Origin of the sequence: Streptomyces sp. SID12501, from assembly GCF_010550245.1 — a bacterium.
Taxonomy (GTDB): domain Bacteria; phylum Actinomycetota; class Actinomycetes; order Streptomycetales; family Streptomycetaceae; genus Streptomyces.
The window spans coordinates 57,407-73,524 of record NZ_JAAGLU010000020.1; the positions used below are offsets into that span (position 1 = coordinate 57,407).

Genomic DNA, 16,118 nt, shown 5'->3' on the forward strand with positions numbered 1-16,118 from the left:
TTCACCTCATGTCCTCTTGGGGAGGCCGGACCGGTGCGGAGGACCGGTGCCGGCCGTGGTGGGGCCGGTCGCTGCGGTCGACGCCGCGCAGGAAGTCACGGCTGGGCAGTACGCACAGCGTGTAGCCGGCCAGGGCGATCGTGCTGATGGCGAGAAGCGCGAGCCGTCCGTCGCCGAACAGCCGCTGCAGGCCGAGGACGATCGCGGCCATCACGGCCCCGCCGAGGAAGGGCCACGCGCAGGCCCTGGCGACCCGGCCGAAACCGATGCCGCCACGGTGCAGGGCGACCAGGAACACGGGCACCACCAAGCCGCCGGCGACCAGGACATGGGCCTGCGAGACCCCGACGATGCCGTTGAGACGGGATGCGACGAGAAGCACCGGGACCAGGGCCGCGAGCCACAGGACCTGTACCAGGAAGAGCGAGCGGCGCTGGCCGATCGCGACCAGACAGTCGTAGGCGAGTTCGCTGCCGATGCGGATCAGGCCGAGGACCATCAGCCAGGGCAGTGCGGCGGCGGCGGGGCCCCAGCGGTCTCCGTAGATCGTCACGATGGCAGGCTCCGCTAGGCAGGCCAGCAGGACGCACAGCGGGACGGTGCCGGTGATCACCACGCCCAGGGCGCGGCTGAAGCCCTGGGCGAGAGCCTGTGGTGACTCGGCCAGGCGGGAGAAGCCGGCGAAGGAGACCCGGCGGGCGGCCTCGGAGATGATCCGCACGGGCCAGCCGGACATGTTGAAGGCGAGTACGTAGAAACCCAGCGCCACATTGCCCAGTGTCGCGCCGACCACCATGGTGTCGACGTTGACCACCGCGAGGGCCAGCATGCTCGCCCCCGCCAGCGGCAGCCCGAACCTGAGCAGCGCCCGGGCCTGATCGGGATCCCAGCCGAACTTCAGGGTGCCGGGTGCCGCCAGCCCGCAGCCGATCAGCGTCACCACGTTCCCCGCCACCGCTCCCCAGGCGAAGCTCATCGCACCCCAGCCCTCGAAGGCCAGCAGCAGCGTCACCGAGGTGCTGACCACGAAGTTGAGCGCGTCCACGACCATCCGCTTGCCCTGGGCGAACTCCCGGGTGAGGAAACCGGCGGGCACCTGCGCCACCCCGTCGATCACCACGCACAGGCACATCACCCGCAGTACGCCCGCGGCGTCCGGTGAGCCGAGGAGGCCCGCCACCGTCGGCGCCGCCGCGAACAGCGCCACGTACAGCAGGCCGCTGGAGAGGACGCTGAGGGTCAGTACGGTCGGTGCGAACCGCCGTGCGTCGCCCTCCCAGCGCACGATGGCCAGGCCCACGCCCAGCTCGTTCGCGGACAGCAGGACCAGCAGTACGGTCTGGGCGATGCCGTAGACGCCCCACTCCGCCGGTCCGAGGGCGAAGCGCGCCAGCAGGATGCCGGTCGCGAAGTTGCCCAGCCGCATGACGACGGTGTTGATCAGGCTCCAGCGGGCAGCCGAACGGACCTTCCCGCCCAGGGAGGGGGCAGCGGCCGGAGCGGGGGTGTCGCTGGGTTCAGCGGTCCCGCTGTCCGGTGTGCGAACGCTGTCCATGAGTCGACTCCTCGTCGAGCGGCTCGGCGGCGGGTGCCACGACCGTGGCGGCCCGTCCCGCTCTCGGCTCCGCGGCGGGCCTGTTGGCGGACCGCGCCCAGGCGGGCGGGGTGCGCAGAGCGATCGTCTGTTCCGCGACCGACTCCTCGGCCGTCGCCCGGGGGGCGGCGACAAGGGGCTCGGCCGCCGGCGCCGGCTCGGGCGCGTCGACCGCCGGTGCGGGTTCCTCCGGGGTCGCCGCCGGGTGCGTCCGGCGGCGCGCCTCCACGTAGAAGACGGCGATCAGGCTCAGCACCAGGCCCATGCCGCCGGCCATGATCATGTACTCGAGCCGGGTCTTGGTCTGCGCCACCGGCGGCTGCGGAACCACGATCGTCATCATCTGGATCATGGCCTTGGGGTCGACCGACTGCTGTTCCTGGAACTGCTCCAGTCGGTCCGTGGCATACGCGGTGAGAATGCGGTCCGAGGCCAGGACCGCTGCCCTGTCCGTGCCGGTGACCGTGAGCCACATGAGCGGCCCCTGCGCGTTGTCGGCGATCTTGGCCTCGAACGTACCGGTGGCACCACGGGACTTGAGCTCCCGGACGGAGCCGTCGGAGTTGAGGTTGCGGGCCAGGCTGTCCGCCATGCCGGTGAGCGAGGTCTGGGTGCTGAGGAAGGGGTTGCCGCCATAGGCGACGGTGGCCTTCGGGGAGTTCAGAAGCTGCACCGTGCTCTGCGACTGGTAGGTGACCGGAACCAGCATCACCACGGCGGCCACCAGACCGGCGGTCAGCAGCAGTCCGGGCAGCAGGACGTACCAGCGCCTGCGCGTGACACGGAAGATCTCAGCGAGATCCATGGCGGTCCCCCATTGCGGCCAAATGTTCTACGAGCGTGTGTTTCAAGCGGATCATATGGGGAACGCGCGGTCGATGGCTCCCGGCAGGTCGGTCGGTCTCTGCCGGGTGCTCGCTGTGCCCCCCTCCAGCAGTACATCGGCGATCCGGTCACTCGCGCGGCCGTCCCACAGGTCGGGCCTGCGCGGTGCGGGCGGGGCGTCCAGCACCCTGTTCACGGTGGACACGATCCGCGCCGGATCCCGGCCGGCCAGCACATTGGTGCCCTGCTCGACGGTGATGGGCCGCTCGGTGTTGTCCCGCAGGGTCACACACGGCACGCCCAGTGCGGTGGTCTCCTCCTGGATGCCACCGGAGTCCGTCAGCACGATCCGGGCGGAGTCCTGGAGGGCGATGAAGTCCAGGTATCCGGCGGGCGGAACGAGCCGGATGCCCCCGGGGACGCCGATGTCTGCCAGCCGCTGCGAGGCGCGCGGGTGCACGGGCAGCAGGAGCGGGCAGCGGCCGGCGATCTCGCCCAGGGCCTTCAGCAGCGCGGCCAGGACCTCCGGGTCGTCCACGTTGGCGGGCCGGTGCAGGGTGACCAGGCCGTACTCGCCCTTGGACAGGCCGTACCGGTCGAGGACGTCCGAGGCCCTGGCCCGCTCCAGGTTGGCCAGCAACGTGTCGATCATGACGTTGCCGACCAGGTGGATCTGGTCGTCCCGGTAGCCCTCGGCACGCAGGTTCTCTGCGGCGTCCGGCGAGGGGGCCAGCAGATAGTCGCTGACCCGGTCGGTGGCGACGCGGTTGACCTCCTCCGGCATGCTCCAGTCGCGGCTGCGCAGGCCGGCCTCGACGTGGGCCAGCAGCGGCCCGGCCTTCGCGGTGACGAGGGCGCAGGCCAGGGTGGAGTTGATGTCGCCGACCACCACGACGATGTCCGGGGACACCTCGTCGAGGAGCGGTTCGAACGCGGTCATCACACGCCCGGTCTGCTCGGCGTGGCTGCCGGAGCCGACCCCGAGGAAGCGGTCGGGCGGCCGGATGCCGAGGTCGGCGAAGAACACGTCGTTCATGGCCGGGTCGTAGTGCTGGCCGGTGTGGACGAGGATCACCTCGGCGCCCCGGCGTTCCAGGGCGTCCATCACCGGTTTGATCTTCATGTAGTTGGGTCGCGCCCCGGCGACGCAGATGACTCGCGTCATGGTTCAGAGCACCTCGATCGTGGGTCCCGCGGACAGCCGACGGCGGCAGTCGAGGACAAAGAGGGCGTGTTCGGTGATGAGTTCGTAGTCGAAGCTGTCGTGGTCGGTGAGCAGGACCACCACGTCGGCGGCCGTCAGCTCCTCCGGGGTCGGTTCGACCCGCACCAGTCGGCTGTCCACCGGCAGGCTCTCGACCACGTGCGGGTCCGCCGCCCTGACCTGGGCTCCCATGTCGAGCAGGAGTTGGGAGATGCGCAGGGCGGGCGACTCGCGGGCGTCGCTGGTGTTCTTCTTGTACGCCAGACCGAGCAGCAGGACGCGTGAGCCGTTCACCGAACGGCGTCTGTCGTTGAACAGGTCGGTGATGCGACGCGTCACGTACTCGGGCATGTGGTTGTTGATGTCGTTGGCCAGCTCCACGAAGCGGAAGCTCTGGCCGAGTTCGCGCTGCACCCGCCAGGACAGGTACGAGGGGTCGATCGGCAGGCAGTGGCCGCCGACACCCGGTCCGGGCGTGAACTTCATGAAGCCGAAGGGCTTGGTGGAGGCGGCGTCGATGGACTGCCAGACGTCGATGTCCAGGTGGTGGGCGAACATCGCGATCTCGTTGACCAGCGCGATGTTCACATGCCGGAAGGTGTTCTCCAGCAGCTTGGCGAGTTCGGCCTCCTTGGGCGAGCTCACCGGCACGGTGGTGTCGACGAGCTGCGCGTAGAAGTCCTGAACCGCCTTGAGCGAGGCCTCGTTGACCCCGGACACGACCTTCGGGGTCTCCTTGAAGCCCCAGACGGCGTTTCCGGGGTCGATCCGCTCCGGGCTGTACCCGAGGTGGAAGTCGGCGCCCGCGGCGAGGCCCGAGCCGTCCTCCAGGATCGGCGCGAACAGCTCCTGGGTGGTGCCGGGATAGGTGGTCGACTCCAGGATGACGGTGGCTCCCGGGCGCAGGTACCGGGCAAGGGTGACCGCCGACTCCCTGATGTAACGGAGGTCGGGAGTGCCCTCGTGCAGCGGCGTCGGGACCGTCACCACGGCGATGTCGAAACCGCCGCAGTCGCGGGCCGACTCGCTCGGGCGGTACGAGCCGTTGTCCAGTGCCGCCCGGATCCGCTCGGAGGAGACGTCCTCGACGAAGGACTCACCGGCCGCGAGGGTCTTGATCCGCCGGGAGTCGACGTCGTAGCCGATCACCTCGTGTCCGACCTCGGCGGCGCGGATGGCCAGCGGCAGGCCGACGTATCCCTGTCCGACCACGACTACGCGCATCAGTTGCTCCTGTTCGCGGAGGCGGGTGACGGGGTGAGCCGGATGAGCTCCCGCGCCGTCATGAGGAGGAAGGCGGTATTGGTGGTGACGTAGCGCCGGCCGAGGCGGCGCGGCTCCTGCAGCGCGCGGTAGAGCCACTCGACTCCCCACCGCTGCCAGACCTCGGGGGCCCGCTTGGTGATCCCGGCCAGGATGTCGAAGGAGCCGCCGACGCCGTGCACGACGTGGGCGCCGGTGCGTTCGCCGTAGGCGGCGGTGAAGATCTCCTTCTTCGGCGAGGTCATGCCGAGGAACAGCATCTGGGCGCCGCTCTCGGCGATCGCGCCGGCGATGCTTTCCTGCTGGGAGTCGTCGAAGTAGCCGTTGCGGCTGCCGGCCACCTTCAGGCCGGGGAAGCGGTCGGCCACCCGGCTCAGCATCTCCTCCAGCACCTCTTCCTTGGCGCCCAGGAAGTAGACGGACATGCCCGCCGTCTCGGCCTCGGCCAGCAACCGCATGAACAGGTCGATACCGGCCACCCGTTCCGGCAGCGGGGCGCGCAGCACCCGGGCGGCCCAGACCACGGCCTGTCCGTCGGCGACGACGAGATCGCAGCCGGCCACCGCGGCGGCGAGCCGCGGATCGCGCCGCATGTTCACCAGCTTCGCGGCGTTGACCACCCCGATCTCCAGCTGTCTGCTGTGACGGACCGCTTCGAGGCAGCGCCGCACTGTCTCGTCCATGGTCAGCGGGTCCAGCTCGACCCCGAACAGGGTCCGGCGCTCGCTCATATTCGTCCCCCAAGCCAGGCGTGGAGCATCCAGCCGAATTCGTACGGCCGGCATTCGCGGTCCACGGAAACCGGGCGGTACACCCGGTCCAGGGACTTCAGCCGGAGGTTCGGAGTGACTCGGGTGCCGAGTCCCCGGGCGGCGCGTACGGCTTTCTTCGGGTCGCCCCGGTAGACCTTGCGCCAGGTGACGCCGAGCTCGTCGAGGATCATCGACTCCTCGTTCCCTGCGGCCAGTTCGGGCACGTCCGTCATCCAGCGCAGGCCCTTGCGGATCGACGCGCCGAAGTCGCTGCCGCCCGCGTCGGTCAGATCGAACAGGGCGGTCGGTGCCATCGCGTGCTGGTGGACGCTGTAGACCGGGTAGCCCTCCACGACGCCGCCGGTGCGCGCGTCGTAGTGCCACCACCACTGCCCGCCGTCGCCCTGCAGTTCACAGATGCGCGCCGCGCACGCCTCGGAGGCGGCCAGCGCCTCCGGATCGCCGTCACCGTCGCCGCTGGCGTGTGCGCGGGCCAGGGCCTGGAGCGGATACGTCTGGTCCGCGAAGCAGCTCACATGTGACCGGTACCAGGGCACCAGGCCGGGTCCGGTGGCGTGCGGGAACAGCGGGCTGTCCCCGATCCGGGCCCGCAGAAGGCGGTCCCGAGCCGCGGTGAAACCTCTCTCCACGTCGACCGTGCCGCGTGCCGCCGCGAGGGCGGACAGCACCCACGCCGCCTCGACGGTGTACTGCGGCCGGCTCTCGTCGTCCAGGGCGTCGACCCGCGCGAGCGCGTCGGACAACTTGGGGTGGTCGGTCTCGGCGGCGGCCCATGCGATCAGCGCCGCGTCACCGAGGTTGGTCACCGTGGGCAGTGACTGGACCAGCAGACCCGTGAACTCCTGCGCGGTGTGGCCGCCGAGCACCGCGCGCTGGCGGTCCTCGGGGAGGTACTGGGCGCCCAGCGCGGTGATGGCCGCGTACCGGGTGCTGGTCCCGCGCCGCTCCAAGGTCCAGGAACCGCCGGGGGCTTCCCGCCCGATCATGGTGAAGACGAAGGTCTCACCGCCGGGGAGCAGCATCGACGGCAGCCCCGACTCGGCGACCGTGAGCAGCCGTTGGGCGAGCGCGAGCAGCGGTGGTTCCTCACGACCGAGCGCTGTCAGACGTGTGGTGGTCATGGTTTGGGCACACCAACCCCCCTGTGGGTCCTGTGGTGAACAGACTGGTGACCGCCACGGCGCGGAATGGGCACGCGGCGGAATCAAACGTCAGACATCGGACATCGGACGTCAGGAATCAGACATCAGACATCAGGCGTCGGACGTAAAGCGTCGGAGCGGTTGTCGCTCCTCGCTTTCGGCGCAGGCGTATCCACCCGGTAACCCCCCCTGGGCACTGGTCAGTGTGCTCATTGTGCTTGGTCTGCATAGTTCGTACACATGTTATGCCTGTAGATGTTCGAAGATTTGCGTTTTGTGGGACGCAAAAGTTACGCGCGCTCGACGAGTTCGCCGTCCTTCTCCTCGAACAGCGCGCCCGTCTCGGGGCACTCCCATACGCCCGACTCGCCTTCCCGCTCGGTAAGCCGTACGCCGGCCCGCCCGACCCAGCCGATCCGGCGTGCCGGAACGCCGACCACGAGCGCGAAGTCCGGCACGTCCCGGGTCACCACGGCGCCGGCGGCGACGAGCGCCCAACGGCCGATGCGCACCGGCGCCACGCACACCGAGCGGGCCCCCACCGACGCGCCCTCGCCGACGACCACCGCCACGGCCTCCCAGTCGCCGCCGCGCTTGAGCCGGCCCTCCGGGTCCACCGAGCGGGGGAAGTGGTCGTTGGTGAAAACCGCCGCCGGGCCGACGAACACCCCGTCGCCGAGCACCGCGGGTTCGTACACCAGCGCGTAGTTCTGGAGCTTCACGTTGTCGCCGATCCGCACCCCCGGGCCGACATACGCTCCCCGGCCCACGATGCAGCCGCTGCCCAGTTGGGCGTCCTCCCGTATCTGGGCCAGATCCCAGACCGTGGTCCCGTCGCCGAGCGTGGCCGTTTCGTCGACCTGGGCGGTCGGCTGGATCCTGGAGCTCACCTGGTTGAACCTTTCTTCACCGGGACAACAGCAGTGCTTTCACGAGATCACCATACTTACGCCGGATCAAGGGGTGAGGGTGACCGGCGCCCGCGCTCGGGTAGGCCCGACGTTCCGGCAGTCCCGGCCTGGAGGCGTGGTCGACGGCCGGAGCCGGCCATCCGTGCCGTCGCATTCACAGAATGCACACCGAAGTTCTTCGGCTCTTTAAGTTTCAAGCGCTACTCTCGACGGCAGTCGAGTGGCCGACGGCGCCCACACGCCCCGGTGCTCGCTCCCCCCACAGGCACAGGAGACTCGGTGTGCGTGACGGCGACGTAGTAGTGATCGGCGGCGGCTATGCCGGCGTGCGGCTGGCGAAACGACTGGACGAGACGGCGAACGTCACCCTGGTGGACCGCAAGGAGGTCTTCTTCCACCGTATTGCCTCCCTGCGTGCCGGTGTACACCCGGAATGGACGGTCGCTCCGTTCATTCCGTACGACCGACTGCTGAGGAACGGCCGGGTGGCCGTGGGCAAGGCGGTCCGTGTCGACACCGCCGAGCGGCAGGTGGTGCTGGCCACGGGCGAGTGCCTCCCGTACGACGTGGTGGTGATCGCCACCGGCGCCGACTATCCGGAACCGGCCCGCTTCACCGGCACCACCGTCGAGGAGGCGGCCCAGGCGTTCGCCGGGCACCAGCGGAACATCGCCGCCGCGGAGCATGTCCTCGTCGTCGGAGGCGGGCCCTCCGGTGTCGAACTCAGCGCCGAGATCCGCCTGGCCCGGCCGGACGCCCGGGTCACCCTCGCCCACTCCGGGTCGATACTGCTCCACGCCACGGGCAGCGAACGGGCCGGGAACAGGGCCCGAGCCTGGCTGGAAGCCCATGACGTGGAGGTCCGGCTCGACTCCTTCATGTCGCCCGGCAACGACTTCGGCACCTACCGCGACGCCCACGGCAACGTCATCGACGCCGACCGTTCCTTCTGGGCCACGGGCACCACCCCCAACACCTTCTGGTTGCGCATGGCCGGCCACAGTGACTGGCTGAACCCCTCCGGCCATGTGAGGGTCGACCGGACGCTCCGGGTCGAGGGCTGGCCGGACGTGTTCGCGGTCGGCGACGTGAACGACGTCAGCGAACTCAAGATCACCCCCGTCGCGCTCGCCCAGGCGGACCTCGCCTTCCACAACATCCGCGCCTACCTCCAGGGTTCGGGCAAGCATCGCAGGCAGCCGCGCTTCTACCGTCCGATCCACCGCACCCCGCTCGTCGTGCCGTTCGGCGCCGCCGACGGAGTGACCATGGTGCCCGTGCCCGGCGGCGAGACCGCGGTCCTCGGCGGCCGCACCGCCACCCTGGCCAAGGCCAAGACCCTCATGACCCCCTACATGAGGCGCCAACTCGGATACACGGCGGCCTGACCCCGCTCGCGTGGAGACCATGTGGAGGCCGCGCGGCGATCATGTGGAAGCCGTCTTCACGGGGTCCTCAACTGCGGTTCGTGCCCCCGTTGTTACTCCGCCGTACGTCCTGCGGTAGGGTCCCCACCGTTTCCAACTACCGGTTGAACGTAAGCCGGTACGGGGAGTGTTGGAGGGGCGGCGCGACGATGAAATCCCAGTGGGGCGACGGCGGATCCGTGGACCTGGACGGCACACGGTTGGAGGAGATGTCCCCTGAACCGTTGCTGACCAGGGACTACGAGACGCGTCCCGCGCTCGTGTACGAACGGCTGCGGCAGCGGCACGGCCCGGTCGCGCCGGTCGACCTGCTGGGCGTACCCGCCTGGCTGGTGCTGGGCTACCGGGAGTCGCTCCAGGTGCTCCAGGACGACGACGGGTGGCCGAAGGGGCTGGAGAACTGGACGGCCCGCTCGGAGGGCCGAGTACCCGCCGACTGGCCGCTCGGACCGTCCCTTGAAGTCAACCATGTGCTGATCCAGGGCGGCCCCGGATACCGGCCGTTGCGGGCTGCGTGGGACGTGGCACTGAAGCCGTTCCAGGATCCGGGCCATCCCCAGGCGAGGCGGCTGAAGAGGGCCGTCACCGAATACGCCGACGAACTGATCAGCCTGATGGGCCAGGGCGGCAGCACGGGCCTGGCGGACCTGTCCGCCCAGTTCTCCCGGCCCCTGCCGCTGATGGTGGCCAGCCGTCTGCTCGGCTTCCCCGGTTCACAGGGCGACGACGCGCTGATGGACATGTGGCGGGTACTGGACGCGGGCCCGGACGCGGAGCCCGCCCTGGAGCGGCTGCTCGCGACCCTGGCCGAACTGGCGGCGGTGAAACTGGACAAGCCCGGGGACGACTTCCCGTCGTACCTGATAGCCGCGCACCCCGAACTCTCGCTCGACGAACTGGCCCGTGAGCTGTTCATGCTGCTGGGCATGACCTCCGACCACGTCGGCATCCTCATCTCCAACACGGTGGTCGAGGTCATCTCGGGCGAGGGCGGCGTGCGGGCCAGCCTGTCCGCCGGGATGGTCAGGGAGACCATGAACCGGGTGGTCATGCGCAAGCCGCCGCTCGTCAACTTCGTGCCCCGCTTCGCGGCCAGGGACACGGCACTGGGCAAGTACACGATCCGCGCGGGCGACCCGGTGTGGGTCTCCGCCGCAGCGGCACACGCCGACCCCCTCTTCGCCGGGAACGTGTGCCCGAGCACCACGGTCAGTACCCGGGCGCACCTGTCCTGGGGCGCGGGCCCACGCCAGTGCCCGGCGCGCGAGCTCGCGTCGACGGTCGCGTCGGTCGGAGTGGGTCGGCTCTTCGAGCGGTTCTCGCACCTGGACCTCGCCCTGCCCGTCGACCAACTGCCCTGGCGCTCATCGCCGTTCATGCGCGGCCTGCGGTCGCTGCCCGTCCGGTACGAACTCGCCCCGGTGCCCGAGCGACGCTTGGCGTACGACCCGGTGACGCAGTCCGCCGATACGGAACTGCCGGACCCGACGGCGCGGCAGCGCTCCTCGCTGTGGCGCTATCTCACGGGGCTCATCCGCACCGGCCGCTGACGTAACCGCCGCCTCGGGCCGCCCTGTTGGGCGTGCCGAGGTTTCGCGTGACCTCGGCCCGGTGGCCCGGTGGCCGAGCCACCGGGCCACCGGCGGCCGACCTCGTCGGGGCGCCGGTTCGGGTCTGCCGGGCGCTGCGCCAGGGGCGCGCATCCGCAGCCCGCGCTCAGGCGCCGTACACCGGCGCGGGCGAGGGCGCTTCGGTGAGCAGTCCGTGTACCGCCGGGCCGATCTCGTCGGGGGTCCAGCGGCGGTCGCGTACCCGCTGGGGTCCGTGCTGCCAGCCGTCGGCGAGGCCGATCATGCCGCCCTCGACCTCGAAGACGCGGCCGGTGACGTCCCCCGACCCGGCCGACGCCAGCCACACCACCAGCGGGGACACGTTGCCGGGGTGCGGGGCGTCGAAGCCGGACTCCGGTGCGCGCATCTTCTCGGCGAACGCTTCGACCGCCTCGGTCATCGGGGTGCGGGCGGAGGGGGCGATCGCGTTCACGGTGACGCCGTACCGGGCCAGTTCGGCGGCGGCGATCACAGTGAGCGCCGCGATGCCCGCCTTCGCGGCGCCGTAGTTTCCCTGACCGACGCTGCCCAACAACCCGGCGCCCGAACTGGTGTTGACGACCCTGGCGTCGACCGGTCGGCCCTGCTTGCTCTGCTCCCGCCAGTACGCGGCAGCGTGCCGCAGTGGCGCCGCATGCCCCTTGAGGTCGACCTTGAGGACCAGGTCCCAGTCCGCCTCGGTCATGGACACCAGCATCCGGTCGCGATTGATGCCCGCGTTGTTCACCAGGGCGTGCAGCGCGCCGAACTCGTCGACGGCCCGCCCGATCAGCCGCTCCGCGTACCCCCAGTCACTGACGTCGCCCAGATCGGCGACAGCGGTACCACCGGCGGCCCCGATCTCCTCGGCCACCGCCTTCGCGGCCTCGCCCAGGTCGTTGACCACGACCCGGGCACCTTCGGCGGCCAGCGCGAGAGCATGTTCGCGCCCCAGGCCCTGCCCCCCTCCGGTGACGACGACGACCCGGTCCCGACAGATTCCGCTCACGTGGCTGCCCCTTCACTGCCGATGTCCGGGCCGGCCGCAGCCGTGCCGCCGTTCGCCCTGTTCTCCTCGGTCACCGCTTTCGCGGTCCTGCCCGGGGCGTTGACCACGACCTGGGCCCTCTCGCCGGCCGGTGCGAGGGCGTACTCGCGACCGTGGCCCCGGCCCGCTCCGGTGACGACGACTCGTTCCGGAGGGATTCCGCTCACGTGGCTGCCCCTTCACTGCCGATGTCCGCCGCCCCGGCGAGGCCCAGCCGCCGCGCGATGGACTCGCGGTGCTCCGTCGGGCCGCCCCAGTCCGCGGCCAGAGCCCAGGCCCGTTTGGCGTACAGATGGAGGTCGTACTCGGTGGTGTACCCCATGGCGCCATGGCACTGGATCGCCGTACGGGCCGCTTTCCGGGCCGCTTCCGAGGCGAGCACCTTGGCCATCGACGTCCGTACGGCGGTCTCCGGATCCCCGGCCGCCTGCGCCCAGCCCGCCGCGAGGACCGCGGGCCGGGCGAACCGTACCGCCAACTCCACATCGGCCAGGGCGTGTTTGACCGCCTGGAACGAGCCGACCGGTACGCTGAACTGGTGCCGCTCCCGGACATGGGCCACGGTCAGTTCGAGCATCCGGCCGGCGAGTCCGAGCAGCAGGGCGGCCGTGGCCAGCACCCCGCGACGGTACGCGACAGCCAACTCGGCGGGCCCCTCGGCCAGCAGAAGCCCTCCGCCCGCCGGAACCCGGACCCGGGCCAACCACCGCGAGCCGTCCACCGAATCGACCGGGTCGGTCTCCACCTCGTCGCGCGTGTACAGGCGCAGCCCGTCGCCATGGGGCACAGCGATCAGGTCGGCGCGTGCGGCGAAGGGGACCGGGGCGTCGGGGGTGAGGGACACGGTGAGCAGCGCCGATCCCCTTAGCACGGCCGGGAGTTGGGGCGCGCCCGCAGCGGCTAGCAAGGGCGCGGCGACGGCCACGACCTCGGCGGCGGGGACCGGCAGACCGCTGCGTCCGAGCGTCTCCATCAAGGGCGGAAGCGCGTTCTCGTCGAGGCCGAGGCCGAGACCGTTGCCTTCGGCGTTCTCTGGGACCAGGGCACCGGTGACACCGACGCCGGCCAGTGTGCGCCACACGGCGTCGACGCTCTCGGCGCGGCCACCGGGCCAACCGGCCCGGATCTGTTCGGCGCCGGCCTGCTTGGCCAGCACCTCGGCGGCGGCCTCGGCGAGAGCCGCGTCCCGTTCGTCTATGGCGAAGCGCATCGCTTCCGGTCACCTCCTCGGCAGGCCGAGCAGCCGCTCGGCGACGATGTTGCGCTGGATCTCGTTCGTTCCGGCGTAGATGGGACCCGCCAGCGAGAAGAGGAAGCCCCGGCTCCAGGGCCCGTCGATCTCCGCCTCGGGACCGAGCAGATCGGCGGCCGTCTCGTGCAGGGCGATGTCGAGCTGGGACCAGAACAACTTGTTCAGGCTGGACTCGGCGCCGACCTGCCGTCCCTCGACGATCGAGGTGACCTGTTCCAGGGTGAACAACTCGTAGGCCTGGGCCTCGATCCACGACTGCACGACCCGCTCCTGATGCGGCCCCGGCCCCGTCGCCCGCGCCAGATCGAGCAGCCGGTCGGAGGTGCGCAGGAAGCGGCCGGGGGAGCGCAGGGTCAGCCCGCGCTCGGACCCGGTCGTCGCCATCGCCACCCGCCAGCCCTCCCCGACCCCGCCGAGCACATCGGCGTCGGGCACGAGGACGTCGTCGAGGAAGACCTCGGCGAACCCCTCGTCACCGTCCAGGCGTTCGAATCCGCGGACCGTGACGCCGGGCGCGTCCAGCGGAACGAGAAAGTAGGTGAGGCCGCGGTGGCGCTCCGCCGCCGGGTCCGTACGGAAGAGGCCGAACAGGTGGGTGCAGAAGGCGCCGCGGGTCGTCCAGGTCTTCTGGCCGGTCAGCCGCCAGCCACCGGCCCCCTCGTCCCGGACCGCCCGGCTGCGGATGGCGGCGAGGTCACTGCCCGCGCCGGGCTCGGACCAGCCCTGCGCCCACAGGTCCTGGGCGGCGGCCATCCTCGGCAGGATGCGCCGCTGCTGTTCCTGCGTACCGAACGCGAAGACGGTCGGGGCCAGCAGGAAGATGCCGTTCTGGGTGACCCGGGCGGGCGCCCCGGCCCGGTGGTACTCGTCCTCGAAGACCAGCCACTCCCACAGGGACGCGTCCCGGCCGCCGTACGCCCCGGGCCAGGACACGACCGACCAGCGGGCCTCGAACAGCGCGCGCTCCCACTCCAGATGGGCGGCGAACCCCTCGCGGGTGTCACCGGACGGCAGCGGGTCCGCCGGCACGTTCGCCGCGAGCCACTCCCGTGCCTCCTGCCGGAACGCGTCCTCCTCGGCACTCCAGGTCAGATCCACGGCTCACCCCTCCCCGTCCGGACGGCCGCCGAAGGTGTCGCGGACCTCGGCGGCGACGCCCGACAGGTTGATCTCGAAGGTGAAGCCCTGTTCGTAGCGGTAACTGCGCTTGACGTCCCACAGATCGATGCCGTTGAAGGCCTCCTTGGCGGCGCGGATCACCATCGGGTTCTTCGCGGCGATGTCGGCGGCGACCTCAAGCGCGCGGTCCCGCAGCCGGTCGGCCGGGACGACGTCGAGCACCGAACCGAAGGCGTGCAGCTCGGCGGCGGACGCGGTGGCGCAGGTGTACATCATCGCCCTGGCCCTGTGCTGCGGGACGAGACGCGACAGGTGCGTCGCGGCGCCCAGCGCTCCCCGCTCCACCTCCGGCAGCCCGAAGTAGGCGTCCTCGGCCGCGACGATCACGTCCGAGTTGCCGACGAGACCGATACCGCCGCCCAGGCAGAACCCCTGGACCGCGGTGACGACCGGCACCGCACAGTCGTAGACCGCGGCGAACGCGGCGAAGCAGCCCCGGTTGACCCCGATGACGGCGGTGTGGCCGGGGTCGGCCTGCAACTCCTTGATGTCCACGCCCGCGTTGAAACCGCGGCCCTCGGCACGCAGCAGCACGACTCGCACGTCCGGGTCGCGGCCGAGTTGTTCGACCGTCGCCGCCAGTTGGTACCAGCCCGCCACCGGCAGCGCGTTGACCGGCGGACAGTCGACGACGACCTCTGCGATGCCGCGTCCGTCGACGGCGGCCTTGATGATTTCAGTGCCCATGGGCTCTCTTCCTGTGTCGCGGGCCGGATCGCGGCGCGGCCGACCGTGGTCACCGGTCACTGATTCGCTCCGGCCGTGGTCAGACGGGTGAGGACGGCGTCGGCCTCCGCGACGATGCGTTCGACGAGTTCGGCACAGCTGGGCAGGTCGTCGATGACGCCGGCGATCTGGCCGGAGGCGAGGGTGCCCAGGTCCGTCCGGCCGTCGACCATGCTGGCGCGGAGCATCATCGGGGTGTTCGCCGCCATCACGACCTGGGACCAGCCCAGTTCATGGCTGCGGCGCATCGCCAGTCCCTCACGGACCAGGTCGGACCACGAGGTGCCGGAGATCTTCCGGAACGCGACGGCGTGCCGCAGCGAACGGACGAGTCGCGCGGGTGCGCGTTCCCGCAGCAGCCGTTCCACCGCCTCGGTGCGCAGTACGCGCTGGGGGATGCCGTCGAGGACCGGGGTGACGACGGTGTCGGTGACGCTCCGCTCGAGGTACTCGGCCTTGACCGAGTCGCGCACGGTGCTGTCGCTGGTCAGCAGGAACCGCGTGCCCATCGCGATGCCCACCGCACCCTGGGCGAGCGCGGCCACCAGCCCCCGCCCGTCGCGGAACCCGCCGGCCGCGATGACCGGGATGTCGACGGCGTCCACGACCTGCGGGAGCAGGATCGAGGTGGGTACGCCCCCGGTGTGGCCGCCGCCCTCACTGCCCTGCACGACGACCGCGTCCACGCCCCACGCCTGGACCTTCTCGGCGTGGCGGCGGGCGCCGATGGACGGGATGACGACCAGCCCGGAGTCCTTCAGCTTCCGGATGACGCGTTCGTGGGGCGCGAGGGCGAAGGACGCGATCTTCACGCCCTCGCGCACCAACAGGTCACCGCGTTCCAGGACGTCGGGGGAGTCGCCGCGCATGTTCACGCCGAACGGCGCGTCGGTGCGTTCCCGGACGGCACGGATGGCGTCCCGGGTCTCGTCGAGGGAGAGCGTCGCACTGGCCAGGATGCCGAGCGCGCCCGCCGCCGCGGTGGCCGCCGTCAGCTCGGGGCCGGACACGTACCCCATGCCGGTCTGCACGATGGGGTAGCGGACGCCGACCAGGTCGCACAGCGCGGTGTGCAGGGCGGGATGGACAGGGGCGATGGGGGCGCTCATACCGGGTCTCCTTCGCGCGCCGCTCGCCGGGGCGGGGACGAATCCTCGGGCCCGGCTTCCGAGGGGTTGTCGGTCT

At 70.9% G+C, this 16,118-nt stretch carries 15 protein-coding genes; 2 read left to right on the forward strand and 13 right to left on the reverse strand.

Features of this window, described 5'->3' with window-relative positions; genetic code table 11:
• Window position 1 precedes the first annotated feature (1 nt).
• The 7 genes from G3I71_RS24040 to G3I71_RS24070 all read right to left on the reverse strand — a co-directional run bounded on the left by G3I71_RS24040 (window position 2) and on the right by G3I71_RS24070 (window position 7,691).
• On the reverse strand, window positions 2–1,555 hold the full coding sequence (locus tag G3I71_RS24040; RefSeq protein WP_164317128.1) for a lipopolysaccharide biosynthesis protein: 1,554 nt from the start codon (window positions 1,553–1,555) through the stop codon (window positions 2–4).
• On the reverse strand, window positions 1,518–2,399 hold the full coding sequence (locus tag G3I71_RS24045; protein WP_164317130.1) for a chain length determinant protein: 882 nt from the start codon (window positions 2,397–2,399) through the stop codon (window positions 1,518–1,520). Before G3I71_RS24045 ends, G3I71_RS24040 begins: the two co-directional genes overlap by 38 nt.
• Window positions 2,400–2,450: 51 nt before the next feature.
• Window positions 2,451–3,584 (reverse strand): non-hydrolyzing UDP-N-acetylglucosamine 2-epimerase, encoded by a 1,134-nt coding sequence (gene wecB, locus G3I71_RS24050; RefSeq protein WP_164317132.1) that lies wholly within the window; start codon window positions 3,582–3,584, stop codon window positions 2,451–2,453.
• A gap of 3 nt (window positions 3,585–3,587) precedes the next feature.
• Window positions 3,588–4,847 carry a nucleotide sugar dehydrogenase gene (locus G3I71_RS24055; protein ID WP_164317134.1) on the reverse strand — a complete coding sequence of 420 codons (1,260 nt, stop codon included), beginning with the start codon at window positions 4,845–4,847 and terminating at the stop codon, window positions 3,588–3,590.
• Window positions 4,847–5,617, reverse strand: a complete 771-nt coding sequence (locus G3I71_RS24060; protein ID WP_164317136.1) for a WecB/TagA/CpsF family glycosyltransferase — start codon at window positions 5,615–5,617, stop codon at window positions 4,847–4,849. The genes G3I71_RS24055 and G3I71_RS24060 overlap by 1 nt, the downstream gene beginning before the upstream one ends.
• Window positions 5,614–6,780, reverse strand: coding sequence for a hypothetical protein (locus tag G3I71_RS24065; RefSeq protein WP_164317138.1), 1,167 nt, complete (start codon window positions 6,778–6,780; stop codon window positions 5,614–5,616). Before G3I71_RS24065 ends, G3I71_RS24060 begins: the two co-directional genes overlap by 4 nt.
• Before the next feature lie 311 nt (window positions 6,781–7,091).
• Complete coding sequence (locus G3I71_RS24070; RefSeq protein ID WP_164317140.1) at window positions 7,092–7,691, reverse strand: acyltransferase; 600 nt, start codon at window positions 7,689–7,691, stop codon at window positions 7,092–7,094.
• Window positions 7,692–7,993: 302 nt separating this feature from the next.
• Here G3I71_RS24070 and G3I71_RS24075 point away from each other — a divergent pair, with 302 nt between their 5' ends.
• Together G3I71_RS24075 and G3I71_RS24080 are read left to right on the forward strand one after the other, a co-directional pair.
• The gene (locus G3I71_RS24075) at window positions 7,994–9,100 is read left to right on the forward strand and encodes an FAD-dependent oxidoreductase (RefSeq protein WP_164317142.1); all 1,107 of its coding nucleotides are present in this window, start codon (window positions 7,994–7,996) and stop codon (window positions 9,098–9,100) included.
• Between the two features lie 188 nt (window positions 9,101–9,288).
• Window positions 9,289–10,689 carry a cytochrome P450 gene (locus G3I71_RS24080; RefSeq protein ID WP_164317144.1) on the forward strand — a complete coding sequence of 467 codons (1,401 nt, stop codon included), beginning with the start codon at window positions 9,289–9,291 and terminating at the stop codon, window positions 10,687–10,689.
• Between the two features lie 166 nt (window positions 10,690–10,855).
• On the opposite strand, the gene G3I71_RS24085 is transcribed toward G3I71_RS24080, so the two are convergent.
• From G3I71_RS24085 to G3I71_RS24110, 6 genes are read right to left on the reverse strand one after another with little or no spacing between them, the layout of a single operon-like run.
• A complete protein-coding gene (locus tag G3I71_RS24085) occupies window positions 10,856–11,737 on the reverse strand; it encodes an SDR family oxidoreductase (RefSeq protein ID WP_164317146.1) in 882 nt (293 codons plus the stop codon).
• Window positions 11,734–11,943: a hypothetical protein gene (locus tag G3I71_RS24090; protein ID WP_164317148.1), complete on the reverse strand. Its 210-nt coding sequence runs from the start codon at window positions 11,941–11,943 to the stop codon at window positions 11,734–11,736. Before G3I71_RS24090 ends, G3I71_RS24085 begins: the two co-directional genes overlap by 4 nt.
• The gene (locus tag G3I71_RS24095; RefSeq protein WP_164317150.1) at window positions 11,940–12,986 is read right to left on the reverse strand and encodes an acyl-CoA dehydrogenase family protein; all 1,047 of its coding nucleotides are present in this window, start codon (window positions 12,984–12,986) and stop codon (window positions 11,940–11,942) included. Before G3I71_RS24095 ends, G3I71_RS24090 begins: the two co-directional genes overlap by 4 nt.
• 9 nt (window positions 12,987–12,995) lie before the next feature.
• Complete coding sequence (locus G3I71_RS24100) at window positions 12,996–14,126, reverse strand: acyl-CoA dehydrogenase family protein (RefSeq protein WP_164317151.1); 1,131 nt, start codon at window positions 14,124–14,126, stop codon at window positions 12,996–12,998.
• Between the two features lie 3 nt (window positions 14,127–14,129).
• Window positions 14,130–14,894, reverse strand: coding sequence for an enoyl-CoA hydratase family protein (locus G3I71_RS24105; RefSeq protein ID WP_164317152.1), 765 nt, complete (start codon window positions 14,892–14,894; stop codon window positions 14,130–14,132).
• Between the two features lie 56 nt (window positions 14,895–14,950).
• The gene (locus G3I71_RS24110; RefSeq protein WP_164317153.1) at window positions 14,951–16,042 is read right to left on the reverse strand and encodes a nitronate monooxygenase family protein; all 1,092 of its coding nucleotides are present in this window, start codon (window positions 16,040–16,042) and stop codon (window positions 14,951–14,953) included.
• Window positions 16,043–16,118 lie beyond the last annotated feature (76 nt).

Coding starts and splice junctions, on each gene's coding strand:
- G3I71_RS24040 (WP_164317128.1), bottom strand. CDS start 1,555: ATGGACAGCGTTCGCACACCGGACAGCGGGACCGCTGAACCCAGCGAC.
- G3I71_RS24045 (WP_164317130.1), bottom strand. CDS start 2,399: ATGGATCTCGCTGAGATCTTCCGTGTCACGCGCAGGCGCTGGTACGTC.
- wecB (WP_164317132.1), bottom strand. CDS start 3,584: ATGACGCGAGTCATCTGCGTCGCCGGGGCGCGACCCAACTACATGAAG.
- G3I71_RS24055 (WP_164317134.1), bottom strand. CDS start 4,847: ATGCGCGTAGTCGTGGTCGGACAGGGATACGTCGGCCTGCCGCTGGCC.
- G3I71_RS24060 (WP_164317136.1), bottom strand. CDS start 5,617: ATGAGCGAGCGCCGGACCCTGTTCGGGGTCGAGCTGGACCCGCTGACC.
- G3I71_RS24065 (WP_164317138.1), bottom strand. CDS start 6,780: ATGACCACCACACGTCTGACAGCGCTCGGTCGTGAGGAACCACCGCTG.
- G3I71_RS24080 (WP_164317144.1), top strand. CDS start 9,289: ATGAAATCCCAGTGGGGCGACGGCGGATCCGTGGACCTGGACGGCACA.
- G3I71_RS24095 (WP_164317150.1), bottom strand. CDS start 12,986: ATGCGCTTCGCCATAGACGAACGGGACGCGGCTCTCGCCGAGGCCGCC.
- G3I71_RS24105 (WP_164317152.1), bottom strand. CDS start 14,894: ATGGGCACTGAAATCATCAAGGCCGCCGTCGACGGACGCGGCATCGCA.
- G3I71_RS24110 (WP_164317153.1), bottom strand. CDS start 16,042: ATGAGCGCCCCCATCGCCCCTGTCCATCCCGCCCTGCACACCGCGCTG.